A 12693-nucleotide genomic window follows, 5' to 3' on the forward strand; every position below is an offset into this window, starting at 1 on the left:
TGGCTACAGCAGACTGAGGCAACCGGCGTCGCAGAGAATTAACTAATTGAAAAAATTAAAGATTAATTATCTGCTCATCGGCATTGTGACGTTGCTGCTGGCAGTGGCCCTCTGGCCTTCTATCCCCTGGTTCGGCAAAGCCGAAAACCGTATCGCCGCCATAAAGGAGCGGGGGGAATTGCGCGTCAGTACCCTAAACTCTCCGCTGATCTACAGCGACATCAACGGCAAAGTTATTGGTCTGGATTACGAACTGGCCCAACAGTTCGCCGATTATCTTGGCGTAAAGCTTAAAATTACCGTCCGCCAGAATATCAACCAGTTGTTTGATGACCTCGATAACGACGATGCCGATATGCTCGCGGCCGGGCTGGTGTATAACAGCGAGCGCAGCAAGAACTATCAGCCAGGCCCGACCTACTACTCCGTTTCGCAGCAACTGGTCTACCGTGTCGGAAGCGTTCGCCCGCGCACGCTTGCTACCATTAACGATCAACAACTGACGATTGCCCCCGGCCATGTGGTGATTGACGATCTGCGTGAGCTCAAGGAGAAGAAATACCCGGACCTGAGCTGGACAGTCGATCCCAAACTCGGCACTACGGAACTGCTGGAACAGGTTAAAAATCAGAAACTGCCCTATACCATCGCTGATTCGGTTGCGATCAGTCTTTTCCAGCGCGTTCACCCTGAGATCGCCGTAGCGCTGGACGTGACAGATGAACAACCCGTTACCTGGTTTACCCAGCTCGACGACGATCAGACCGTCTCTGCGGCGATGCTCGATTTCTTCAATACCATCAATGAAGACGGTACCCTGGCGCGTCTGGAGGAGAAGTATCTCGGTCACGGTGACGACTTTGACTATGTCGACACCCGCAGCTTCCTGCGCGCGATAGACGGTGTCTTGCCGGATCTGCAGCCGTTGTTTGAAAAATACGCCCAGGAAATTGACTGGAAACTGCTGGCGGCTATCTCCTATCAGGAATCTCACTGGGATACCCAGGCCACGTCGCCCACGGGCGTACGCGGTTTAATGATGCTAACCAAAAATACCGCCCTGAGCCTGGGTGTGAATGACCGTACCGATGCCGAACAGAGCATCAGCGGTGGTGCACGCTACCTGCAGGATATGATGGCCAAGGTACCGGAAACAGTGCCGGAAGAAGAGCGGATCTGGTTCGCGCTGGCCGCCTACAACATGGGTTATGCGCATATGCTTGATGCGCGAGCGCTGACGGCGAAAACGAAAGGTAACCCGGACAGCTGGTCAGACGTTAAACAGCGGTTGCCCCTGCTGAGCCAGAAACCCTGGTACAACAAGCTGACATATGGCTACGCACGCGGACATGAGGCTTACGCCTATGTGGAAAATATCCGTAAATATCAGATAAGCCTGGTAGGATACCTGCTGGAAAAAGAGAAAGAAGCGGCAGAGGCAAAACAACTGGCTCAAAGTTACCCGGTTGTGACACCGGATGAACTTAATCGTCCGACAACTTCAATTCTGCCTTTTGTTGCTTTTTCTGCTGCCGGCGCATTCGAAAGAAATCACTTAGTAGCCCCGAACACTCTGGTGCAAGCACCCCGCCGATAGTCTTAACCTGATGGTTCATCCCCGGGTGTCCCAGAACATCCATCAGTGAGCCGGCAGCGCCGGTTTTTTCATCCCGCGCACCGAAGACAAGCGTGCCAATACGGCTGTGTACCATCGCACCAGAACACATCACGCAGGGTTCAAGCGTCACGTAAAGCGTGGTGTCGAGCAGGCGATAGTTTTGCAACACCAGCCCACCTTGTCGAAGCGCCATGATTTCGGCGTGAGCAGTGGGATCGTGACGACCAATCGGGCGATTCCAGCCTTCTCCAATCACCTGGTTGTTGTAAACCAGCACGGCACCCACGGGGACCTCGCCCTCTTCCCAGGCACGTTGAGCCAGCGTTAGCGCGTGGCGCATCCAGTATTCATGATTGTGTTCAGGATTGGACAAGGGTTGATACTCCGGTCTAAAAGCGGGCGGCATTATACACACCCTCCAGAGAGAAGACTATTCGAGTTGCTGAAGTTCCCCTGACGGCGTGACGCGCCAGCGATGCTGACAAAAATAGAGCAGCGGATTGTCCTGTTTACTGTCACTGTAGCCGCTGTAAAGACGCAGTGGTGTACCGATGCGTTTCTCCAGTTGCACCACTTTTTCATGTCCCAGGCAACGCAGGGTGAGCACCCAACCGCCATAACCGCGAGCAATCTGTGTGGCGATAAGATTCACCCTGGGGAGCCATGGGGTATCAAAATAGACCTGCTCAACCAGCGTCTGCGGTGAACCGGTAATCAGCCAGATATCGGCATCGTTCGCATCGAGATAGCTGGTGAGACGCGCCTGAACGACAGGAAACGCGGCGACATGACCGCGAAACCAGTGTGCAAAATCCTGTTCGAGCTGTTTGAGTCGCGATTCACTGTGGCCAAACGTGCATCCCCACAGCAGCAGACTCATCGGCCATCGCGCTGCCCGGCCTTTCACCAGCAGCGCGATGCCAATCACGGGTAAGAGCGGTAATACGAGCAGTGCATTCAGAGGCTGACGCCGCAACAGGTAGCGCATAAACGTACCAAACATATCCTGCTGATGCAGCGTTCCATCCAGGTCGAAAAAGACAACGCGACGCTCGTAATTTGCCAAACCTTACTCCTCTGGATCGTTGAATCCTAACAGCCAGGTAAACAGGAACCCGGCTATCACCGCTACTAAATAGCCTAACAGATAGAGCATCACTTTTCCGGTCACGATGGTCAACGCCAGCGGTAAACCGGACAGTCCAAAAGTGATAACAGTGGCGACTTTCCAGTAGCTGATGAGTGCTCCACCTACCGCACCACCCAGACAGGCAGCGAGGAACGGTTTGCCCAGCGGCAGCGTGACGCCAAAAATCAGCGGTTCACCAATGCCAAGCAAACCGACAGGAAGTGCGCCTTTAATCACTTTTTTCAGGCGCATATTACGGGTTTTCATCAGCACAGCGATGGCCGCACCAACCTGTCCCACGCCTGCCATAGAGAGGATAGGCAGAAGCGCGTTGTAACCGTGCGTCTGCACCAGCTCGACATGGATCGGTACCAGACCCTGATGCAGACCGGTCAGCACTAATGGCAGGAAAGTGCCAGACAGCACCGCCCCCACCAAAAGGCCGCCGCGATCGATAGCCAAAGACGCGCCATGGGCAATCGCTTCTGAGATCCAGCCGCCCAGGGGTTGCAGTGCAACAATCGCCACACTGCCGGTGATAAGAGTCGTCAGCAGTGGATTGAGGATAAGTTCAATTGATCCGGGCAAAAGAGCACGCAATTTTTTCTCGATCCAGCACATCAGGATCACCACCAGCAGTACAGCAATCACCCCGCCGCGTCCCGGCTGAAGCGCCTCGCCAAACAGGGTTATCTGTGCCAGTTGTGGGCTGGATAAAATCCCTGCCATCACCCCGCCCATGGCCAGCGAGCCACCAAACACCTTAGCCGTGTTCACCCCGACCAGAATGTTCATGATGGCAAACACTGCGCTGCCGAAAATCCCGAGAATACCCAGCAGATTCGGATACTGAGTGGCAAAATCCCCAACAATATCCGGGCGCTTGAGGATGTTAATGATCCCGGTGATCAAACCAGAAGCAATGAACGCTGGGATCAACGGAATAAAGACGTTTGCCAGTTGGCGCAGCGCATCGCTCATTGGGGCTTTGTATTTGGCCTTTGCCTGCGCTTTGGTGCGTTCAGCATCGTCAATCGACACGCTTGCTCCGCTGCCCATCAGTGCGCGCATGGCGTCGACCACCTGTGCCGCTTTCCCCGGCCCGACGATCAACTGGTGCTGTTGCCCCTGTTTCACGTAGCCGCTGACGCCGGAAAGCTGCTTCAGACGCGGCACATCAAGCTGATCATCGTTATGCACTTCGACCCGCACGCGCGTCATGCAGTTTTCCAGACGCTGAATATTCTCTTCCCCACCAATTCCTTGCAGGATATTGCTGGCGAGCGCTGCTGTTTTATCCATACACGCCTCTGTTAGTTTTCTAATGCCGCCCGTAAGAAACCGTTATGCGCATCGAGTTTGGCTCTCGCGGCCGCCGCATCCAGCCCGCTTAAGATCATCAGAATGGCCGGTTTAACATCGTGATCGGTCTGTTTGAGCACCGCTTCTGCCTCTTCACGCCCTGCGCCCGTCGCCTCCATCACCATGCGGCAGGCTCTGTCCACCAGCTTGACGTTGGTCGCCTGCATATCCACCATCAGGTTCTGGTAAACCTTGCCGAACTTCACCATTGCACCGGTGGAGATCATATTGAGCACCAGCTTTTGCGCGGTCCCGGATTTCAGGCGCGTGGAGCCGGTGAGCGCTTCCGGCCCGACCACCGGAGAGATAGCTATAGCGGCCACCTGTGCAATCGGTGAGCCTGGGTTACAGGAGATGGCGACCGTCGTGCAGCCGGTCTGGTTAGCGTATTCCAGCCCGCCAATGACGTACGGCGTGCGTCCGGATGCCGCCAGCCCGACCACCAGATCCTTCGCTGTCAGATTCAGCGCCTTCAGGTCATCCTCGCCCAGCTGTTTGTTATCTTCCGCCCCTTCAACGGCTTTCAGCAGCGCACCTGGACCACCGGCAATCAACCCGACCACCAGACCGTGTGGAACACCAAACGTCGGTGGGCATTCGGACGCATCCAGTACGCCAAGACGCCCGCTGGTTCCGGCCCCCATATAAATAATACGACCACCCGCCTTCAGTGCTTCCGCCGCGGCATCGACAGCTTTCGCCACCTCAGGTAATGTCTCTTTCACTGCCTGCGCCACCAGCGTATCCTGTTGATTAAAACGGTTAACCAGCTCAAGGGTGGAAAGTGCATCCAGATCCATGGTTTGCGGGTTACGCGTTTCTGAAACAAGTGAGCCAAGATTCATGTTTTGTACCTCAGGAATTTTTAATTCATAATAATCACACTATAATGGAATATAAAATTCATTCAGGCGAGCAAAATTCGTATTTGCGCAGATAATCACATTTTCGCCAGGAGAACCTATGAACTGTTTAATTCGTATTCGCCAGCGGTATGCAGGCTTTGCTCAAAGCGACAAAAAGCTGGCGGATTTTCTGCTTTCTCAGCCCGATCGCGCCCGCCATCTCAGCTCGCAGCAGCTGGCGAGTGAAGCCGGCGTGAGTCAATCAAGCGTGGTGAAATTTGCCCAGAAGATTGGCTTTAAGGGCTTTCCCGCCCTCAAACTGGCGATTAGCGAAGCGCTGGTGAGTAACCCCAATCCGCAGTCGATGCCCGTACATAACCAGATCCGTGGTGATGACCCGATGCGTCTGGTTGGGGAAAAGCTGATTAAAGAGAATGTCGCGGCCATGCATGCGACGCTCGATGTGAACACGGAAGAGAAACTGCTGGAGAGCGTGGCGATGCTACGTGCAGCACGGCGTATCATTTTGACCGGAATTGGCGCATCCGGCCTGGTGGCACGTAATTTTGGCTGGAAGCTAACCAAAATCGGTTATAACGCCATTGTCGAGCAGGATATGCACGCCCTGCTGGCGACTGTACAGGCGATGGATCCTGACGATCTGCTGCTGGCAATCTCCTATTCCGGTGAGCGTCGTGAAATCAACATGGCGACCGACGAAGCCCTGCGTGTCGGCGGTAAAATTCTGGCAATCACCGGCTTTACTCCGAATGCCCTGCAACAGCGGGCAACGCGCTGTTTATATACCATTGCCGAAGAGCAGGCTACGCGCAGTGCGGCTATCTCGTCCACCAGTGCGCAAATGATGCTGACCGATCTGCTGTTTATGGCGCTGGTGCAGCAGGATCTGGAACACGCACCCGAGCGCATTCGCCACAGCGAAGAACTGGTAAAGAAACTGGTTTGACGCGTATAATGCCCGCCCAGTTTGTGTTGTTTCTGAGAATTTCCTGATGGCGCTGTTAATTACCAAAAAATGCATCAATTGCGATATGTGCGAACCCGAATGCCCGAACCAGGCGATTTCGATGGGCGACAGCATTTATGAAATTAACAGCGACCGCTGCACCGAATGCATCGGTCACTATGAGACGCCGACCTGTCAGAAAGTGTGCCCGATCCCCAATACTATCCTGAAAGATCCGGCACACGTCGAGAGCGAAGAGCAGCTATGGGATAAGTTTGTCCTGATGCATCATGCGGACAAACTTTAACTTTCGATGATCACCGTTGCGCTTGCATAGTGGCGTTCATCCGCGATCGTCACGTGCATGTGGTTCACGCCCAGCTTCTCAGCCAGCTTTTGCGCCTCGCCCCATAAACGCAGGCGTGGCTTACCCAGCTCATCGTTAAACACTTCAAACTGGTTAAATGCCAGACCATTTCGAATACCCGTACCAAAGGCTTTGGCGGCCGCTTCTTTCACAGCAAAACGCTTGGCCAGAAAACGCACCGGCTGCTGATGCGCTTCCCAGATGGCCCATTCGTTATCGCTTAGCACACGCCTTGCCAGGCGATCGCCGCTACGGGCGATCACCGCTTCAATGCGGGCTATTTCAACGATATCCGTGCCTAAGCCCAGAATGGCCATTACTTGCGCGCTTCCAGCATCAGACGTTTCATCTCTGATACCGCCTCTTTCAGGCCACTCATCACTGCACGGCCAATAATCGCATGGCCGATATTCAGCTCATGCATTTCCGGCAGGGCGGCGATGGCCTTAACGTTGTGGTAGGTGAGGCCATGTCCAGCATTGACCTTCAGGCCCAGGCTTGCGGCATAAGTGGCTGCTTTAGCGATACGCTCCAGCTCTTTGGCCTGCTCAGCATCGCTTTCAGCATCAGCATAACAACCGGTATGAATTTCGATATACGGTGCGCCCGCATCGGCTGCCGCTTTGATCTGGGCGAAATCGGCGTCGATAAACAGAGAAACCAGGATGCCGGCATCAGCCAGACGTTTGCAGGCATCGCGCATTTTGTCGAGCTGCCCTGCAACATCCAGACCGCCTTCGGTCGTCACTTCCTGACGCTTTTCCGGTACCAGGCAGCAGAAATGGGGTTTAGTCTCGCAGGCAATCGCCAGCATCTCTTCCGTGACGGCCATCTCCAGATTCATACGGGTATCCAGCGTCTGACGCAGAATACGTACGTCGCGATCGGTGATATGGCGACGGTCTTCACGCAAATGAACGGTAATGCCGTCGGCGCCAGCCTGTTCGGCGATAAATGCCGCCTGAACCGGGTCAGGATAAGCCGTGCCGCGCGCATTACGCAGCGTGGCGATATGATCAATGTTGACGCCTAACAGTAATTCAGCCATGACAATCCTCGGTTTTCTTTTGGTTCTGTCTCTAACGTTTCGGCATAAACTGCCTGAATAATTCGCGGCTCTTTAAGGGCTTGCCGCCAAGATACGGCTTGAGGGCAATGCGGGTAAAGCGTTTTGCGGCGCGCAGTGTGTCCTGATCGGGAAACTCGCGCTCATACAGCGCCCGGAGATGACGACCGGTAAATGTGCTGTTATCGATTACGACGCTGGCAATAAAACCTTTTTCTTCCCGATAACGATAGGTCATCGTGTCCTCGACCTCGTCTCCGCTCCCCGCACAATGCAGAAAATCGACGCCATATCCCAGATGTCCCAGCAGAGCCAGTTCGAAACGACGCAGCGCAGGTTCGGGGGTACCGGTGGTACCCGCCAGCGCCTGAATACAGTGCAGATAATCGAAGAAAAGTTCAGAGAAGCGAGTCTCATGTTCAAGAACGCGCGAGATGAGTTCGTTGATATACAAACCGCTGTACAGCGTGATACCAGAAAGAGGAAGTGCCAGAGAGACGGCTTCGGCACTGCGCAGGGTTTTGACCTCCCCTCGCCCACCAAAACGAACCAGCAAGGGAGTGAAAGGCTGTAAGGCACCTTTCAGGTTAGAACGTTTGGAACGTGCGCCTTTCGCAACAAGGCGCACGCGGCCCGACTCTTCCGTGAAGACGTCCAGCATGAGGCTGGTTTCGCTCCAGGGACGACTATGCAGGACAAAGGCACGCTGCCATCCATCCATCATACTCGTCGTCTTGAGTTATTGGTCTTCGCCGTAACCGAGGCTGCGCAGAGCACGCTCATCATCGGCCCAGCCAGATTTCACTTTCACCCACAGTTCCAGGTGAACCGGGGCTTCGAACATCTCCTGCATGTCTTTGCGGGCTTCAATGCCGATGGTTTTGATCTTGGCACCTTTGTTGCCAATCACCATCTTCTTCTGCCCTTCACGCTCAACGAGGATCAGGCCATTGATATCGTAGCCGCCGCGTTCGTTGCTCTGGAAACGTTCGATTTCTACCGTCACGGAGTATGGCAGCTCAGCACCGAGGAAGCGCATCAGCTTTTCACGGATGATCTCAGAGGCCATAAAGCGCTGGGAGCGATCGGTAACGTACTCTTCCGGGAAGTGATGGATCGCTTCCGGCAGATGCTTACGCACGATGCCCGCGATGGTATCCACATTCAGACCGGTCTCGGCAGACAACGGTACGATATCGAGGAAATTCATCTGACTACCGAGCCACTGCAGATGCGGCAGCAGGTCAGCCTTCTCTTGTACGTTGTCCACTTTGTTGACCGCGAGGATGACCGGTGTTTTACCGTCACGCAGTTTATTCAGCACCATTTCGTCGTCCGGCGTCCAGCGGGTGCCTTCAACAACGAAAATGACCAGCTCAACGTCGCCAATCGAGCTGCTCGCCGCCTTGTTCATCAGGCGGTTAATGGCGCGCTTCTCTTCCATGTGCAGGCCCGGAGTATCGACATAAATCGCCTGATACGCGCCTTCTGTATGGATACCCACGATGCGATGACGCGTGGTCTGCGCCTTACGTGAGGTAATAGAAATCTTCTGCCCGAGCAGATTATTCAGCAGCGTAGATTTGCCGACGTTCGGACGTCCGACGATGGCAATAAATCCGCAATAGGTTTTTTCTTCGCTCATTCCAGCTCCAGCATTTTCAACGCCTGTTCGGCGGCAGCCTGTTCAGCCTTACGACGGCTAGAACCTGTGCCCACCACCGGTTCACTCAGGCCACTGACCTGGCAATGGATGGTAAATTCCTGATCGTGCGCTTCGCCACGCACCTGCACCACCAGATAGGATGGCAGCGGGAGATGACGACCCTGCAAATATTCCTGCAAACGCGTTTTCGGATCTTTTTGTTTATCGCCCGGACTGATTTCGTCCAGACGGGTCTGATACCAGTTCAGGATCAGTTTTTCTACGGTCTGGATATCGCTGTCCAGGAACACGCCACCGATTAATGCTTCGACCGTATCGGCAAGAATAGATTCACGACGGAAGCCGCCGCTTTTCAGTTCACCCGGCCCAAGACGCAGACATTCGCCCAGTTCAAATTCGCGCGCGATTTCCGCAAGGGTATTGCCCCGAACCAGCGTGGCACGCATGCGGCTCATATCACCTTCATCCACACGCGGGAAACGATGATAAAGCGCATTCGCAATCACGAAACTTAAAATAGAGTCGCCTAAAAATTCGAGGCGCTCATTATGTTTGCTGCTGGCACTGCGATGGGTTAATGCCTGTTGCAACAACTCCTGATGATGAAAAGTGTAGCCCAGCTTCCGTTGAAGCCGATTAATTACGATGGGGTTCATGCGATACCAATAAATGAATGCGACAAAAATGCAGCACACGAAACCGACCTGAGAAAACCAACGCGGTTTCGTGTGCCGTGGCACCCTTGCAGGGCCAACCTTAAACTTCGGGGGAATATTCTATACACAACGACAGGGGATGTCGTTAGTTCGAAGAGATTTATCGCTGAAATAATTCACGCAGCCGCTAATTAAAGCGGCTACGCGTTCATTTAATGAGAATTAATGGATTCCGCCAATACGATTCAGGCGTACGCCGGTCGGCCATTCACCTTCCTGCTTCTCAAAACTCATCCAGATTGCGGTCGCTTTGCCCACCAGATTCGCTTCAGGTACAAAGCCCCAGTAACGGCTGTCCGCAGAATTATCGCGGTTATCACCCATCATGAAGTAGTGTCCCGGAGGCACAATCCAGCTTGCCAGCTGCTGACCCGGTTGTTTGTAATACATACCCAGCTGATCCTGCGCAATCGGCACGGTCAGGATACGGTGCGTAACATCACCCAGCGTCTCTTTACGCTCAACCAGACGAATACCGTTCTCTTTGGTTTCACCTTTCGGTACCTGGAAGAACCCGCTGGTCGCCTCCCCGCCGTTACGACGGGCAAAGGTCTGGACAAAATCACTTGGCTCAACGTTTGAGTACGTGATTGGCAGCGCGTTCTCACACGCCGTACCGGAACTGCAGCCCGGCTGAACGGTAACTTCCTTCGCAACCGGATCGTAAGTGACCTTATCACCCGGCAGACCCACCGCACGCTTAATGTAGTCCAGGCGCGGATCTTCCGGATATTTGAACACCACGATGTCGCCACGTTTCGGATGACCCGTTTCGATCAGCGTTTTCTGGTAGATAGGATCTTTGATGCCGTAGGCAAACTTCTCTACCAGAATAAAATCACCAATCAGCAGCGTTGGCATCATTGAACCTGACGGGATCTGGAACGGTTCGTAAATAAACGAACGTACCACCAGCACAATCGCCAGCACCGGGAATACCGAGGCTCCTGTTTCCAGCCAGCCCGGTTTCGGGCCGACTTTCTTCAGCGTTTTCACATCCAGCTGATCGCCTGTGGCTGCCTGAGCGGCAGCCTGACGTTCACGGCGTTTTGGGGCGAAGATAAACTTATCCAGACACCACAACAGACCGGTCACCAGGGTAGCAATGACCAGGATCAGGGCAAACATGTTCGCCATGCCAACTCCTTAGGGTTATTTGCTGTCTTTACCAACATGAAGGATGGCAAGGAATGCTTCCTGCGGCAGCTCGACGTTACCGACCTGCTTCATACGCTTCTTACCTTCTTTCTGTTTCTGCAGCAGCTTTTTCTTACGGCTGACGTCACCGCCATAGCATTTAGCCAGAACGTTTTTACGCAGCTGTTTTACGGTGGAACGCGCGATAATGTGGTTGCCGATGGCAGCCTGAATCGCGATATCAAACTGCTGACGCGGGATCAGGTCTTTCATCTTCTCAACCAGCTCACGGCCACGATATGGCGCGTTGTCGTTGTGGGTGATCAGCGCCAGCGCGTCCACGCGCTCACCGTTGATCAGCACGTCCACACGGACCATGTTGGAGGCCTGGAAGCGTTTGAAGTTGTAATCCAGTGACGCATAGCCACGAGAGGTTGACTTCAGACGGTCGAAGAAGTCGAGTACCACTTCCGCCATTGGGATTTCATAGGTCAGCGCCACCTGGTTACCGTGGTAAACCATGTTGGTCTGCACACCACGCTTCTCGATACACAGCGTAATGACGTTACCCAGGAACTCCTGCGGCAGCAGCATGTGACACTCAGCGATTGGCTCGCGCAGCTCGTGAATGTTGTTCAGCGGCGGAAGCTTGGACGGGCTGTCGACGTAGATAACCTCTTTCGAGGTGGTTTCAACTTCATAGACTACGGTCGGTGCAGTGGTGATCAGATCCAGATCGTATTCACGCTCCAGACGCTCCTGAATGATCTCCATGTGCAGCAGGCCGAGGAAGCCACAGCGGAAGCCGAAGCCCAGCGCCGTGGAGCTCTCTGGCTCGTAGAACAGTGAGGCATCGTTCAGGCTAAGCTTACCGAGTGCATCGCGGAAGTTTTCGTAGTCGTCAGAGCTAACCGGGAACAGACCCGCGTAAACCTGCGGTTTCACCTTTTTAAAACCTGGCAGTGCTTTATCTGCCGGGTTACGTGCCCCCGTCAGGGTATCGCCTACTGGCGCGCCAAGGATGTCTTTGATTGCGCAGACCAACCAACCTACCTCGCCGCACTTCAGCTCGGTACGGTCAACCTGTTTTGGCGTGAAGATGCCCAGACGATCGGCGTTGTAGACTTGCCCGGTACTCATTACCTTGATTTTGTCGCCTTTACGCATGGTGCCGTTTTTAATACGCACCAGGGAGACAACGCCAAGGTAGTTATCAAACCAGGAGTCGATGATCAGCGCCTGCAGCGGGCCATCCGGGTCACCTTCCGGAGCCGGAATATCACGAACCAGACGTTCCAGAACATCGGTCACGCCCACGCCCGTTTTAGCGGAGCAGCGTACCGCATCGGTCGCGTCGATGCCGACAATATCTTCAATCTCTTCCGCTACGCGCTCAGGATCGGCGGCTGGCAGGTCGATCTTATTCAGAACCGGCACAACTTCGAGATCCATTTCCATCGCGGTGTAGCAGTTTGCCAGGGTCTGGGCTTCTACGCCCTGCCCGGCATCCACCACCAGCAGCGCGCCTTCACAGGCTGCCAGCGAGCGTGATACTTCATAGGAGAAGTCAACGTGGCCTGGGGTGTCGATAAAGTTTAACTGATAGGTTTCACCATCAGCCGCTTTGTAATCCAGCGTGACGCTCTGCGCTTTAATGGTGATACCGCGTTCGCGTTCCAGGTCCATGGAGTCCAGAACCTGGGCTTCCATTTCACGATCAGACAGGCCACCGCAAATCTGGATAATACGGTCAGACAGCGTCGACTTACCGTGGTCAATGTGAGCAATGATCGAAAAGTTACGTATGTTCTTCATATAGT

Annotated in this window: 14 protein-coding genes; 3 read left to right on the plus strand and 11 right to left on the minus strand. The window is 54.2% G+C overall.

The window, feature by feature from the left end; all coding sequences use genetic code 11:
• Positions 1-46 precede the first annotated feature (46 nt).
• Positions 47-1597 (plus strand): membrane-bound lytic murein transglycosylase MltF, encoded by a 1551-nt coding sequence (gene mltF, locus LCD46_16810; GenBank protein UOY69718.1) that lies wholly within the window; start codon positions 47-49, stop codon positions 1595-1597.
• Here mltF and tadA read toward each other — a convergent pair.
• From tadA to murQ, 4 genes are read right to left on the minus strand one after another with little or no spacing between them, the layout of a single operon-like run.
• Positions 1485-2024 carry a tRNA adenosine(34) deaminase TadA gene (tadA, locus tag LCD46_16815; protein UOY69719.1) on the minus strand — a complete coding sequence of 180 codons (540 nt, stop codon included), beginning with the start codon at positions 2022-2024 and terminating at the stop codon, positions 1485-1487. The genes mltF and tadA overlap by 113 nt on opposite strands.
• Positions 2025-2048: 24 nt before the next feature.
• Complete coding sequence (gene yfhb, locus LCD46_16820; protein ID UOY69720.1) at positions 2049-2684, minus strand: phosphatidylglycerophosphatase C; 636 nt, start codon at positions 2682-2684, stop codon at positions 2049-2051.
• A gap of 3 nt (positions 2685-2687) precedes the next feature.
• Complete coding sequence (locus LCD46_16825; GenBank protein UOY69721.1) at positions 2688-4049, minus strand: PTS transporter subunit EIIC; 1362 nt, start codon at positions 4047-4049, stop codon at positions 2688-2690.
• 11 nt (positions 4050-4060) lie between these two features.
• A complete protein-coding gene (gene murQ / locus LCD46_16830) occupies positions 4061-4954 on the minus strand; it encodes an N-acetylmuramic acid 6-phosphate etherase (protein UOY69722.1) in 894 nt (297 codons plus the stop codon).
• Between the two features lie 118 nt (positions 4955-5072).
• Here murQ and LCD46_16835 point away from each other — a divergent pair, with 118 nt between their 5' ends.
• Complete coding sequence (locus LCD46_16835; protein UOY69723.1) at positions 5073-5921, plus strand: MurR/RpiR family transcriptional regulator; 849 nt, start codon at positions 5073-5075, stop codon at positions 5919-5921.
• A gap of 46 nt (positions 5922-5967) precedes the next feature.
• Positions 5968-6228, plus strand: coding sequence for a YfhL family 4Fe-4S dicluster ferredoxin (locus LCD46_16840; protein UOY69724.1), 261 nt, complete (start codon positions 5968-5970; stop codon positions 6226-6228).
• On the opposite strand, the gene acpS is transcribed toward LCD46_16840, so the two are convergent.
• The 7 genes from acpS to lepA all read right to left on the minus strand — a co-directional run bounded on the left by acpS (position 6225) and on the right by lepA (position 12688).
• The gene (acpS, locus tag LCD46_16845) at positions 6225-6605 is read right to left on the minus strand and encodes a holo-ACP synthase (GenBank protein UOY69725.1); all 381 of its coding nucleotides are present in this window, start codon (positions 6603-6605) and stop codon (positions 6225-6227) included. The two genes, LCD46_16840 and acpS, sit on opposite strands and share 4 nt — an antisense overlap.
• The gene (gene pdxJ, locus LCD46_16850; protein UOY69726.1) at positions 6605-7336 is read right to left on the minus strand and encodes a pyridoxine 5'-phosphate synthase; all 732 of its coding nucleotides are present in this window, start codon (positions 7334-7336) and stop codon (positions 6605-6607) included. The genes acpS and pdxJ overlap by 1 nt, the downstream gene beginning before the upstream one ends.
• 31 nt (positions 7337-7367) lie before the next feature.
• Positions 7368-8075 (minus strand): DNA repair protein RecO, encoded by a 708-nt coding sequence (recO, locus tag LCD46_16855; GenBank protein UOY72987.1) that lies wholly within the window; start codon positions 8073-8075, stop codon positions 7368-7370.
• 18 nt (positions 8076-8093) lie between these two features.
• Complete coding sequence (gene era, locus LCD46_16860; protein ID UOY69727.1) at positions 8094-8999, minus strand: GTPase Era; 906 nt, start codon at positions 8997-8999, stop codon at positions 8094-8096.
• The gene (gene rnc, locus LCD46_16865; GenBank protein UOY69728.1) at positions 8996-9676 is read right to left on the minus strand and encodes a ribonuclease III; all 681 of its coding nucleotides are present in this window, start codon (positions 9674-9676) and stop codon (positions 8996-8998) included. Before rnc ends, era begins: the two co-directional genes overlap by 4 nt.
• Positions 9677-9898: 222 nt before the next feature.
• A complete protein-coding gene (lepB, locus tag LCD46_16870) occupies positions 9899-10873 on the minus strand; it encodes a signal peptidase I (GenBank protein UOY69729.1) in 975 nt (324 codons plus the stop codon).
• A 15-nt stretch (positions 10874-10888) separates the two neighbouring features.
• On the minus strand, positions 10889-12688 hold the full coding sequence (lepA, locus tag LCD46_16875; GenBank protein ID UOY69730.1) for a translation elongation factor 4: 1800 nt from the start codon (positions 12686-12688) through the stop codon (positions 10889-10891).
• Between the last annotated feature and the right edge of the window lie 5 nt (positions 12689-12693).

The organism is Enterobacter ludwigii (genome assembly GCA_023023105.1).
GTDB classification, from domain to species: Bacteria; Pseudomonadota; Gammaproteobacteria; order Enterobacterales; family Enterobacteriaceae; genus Enterobacter; species Enterobacter adelaidei.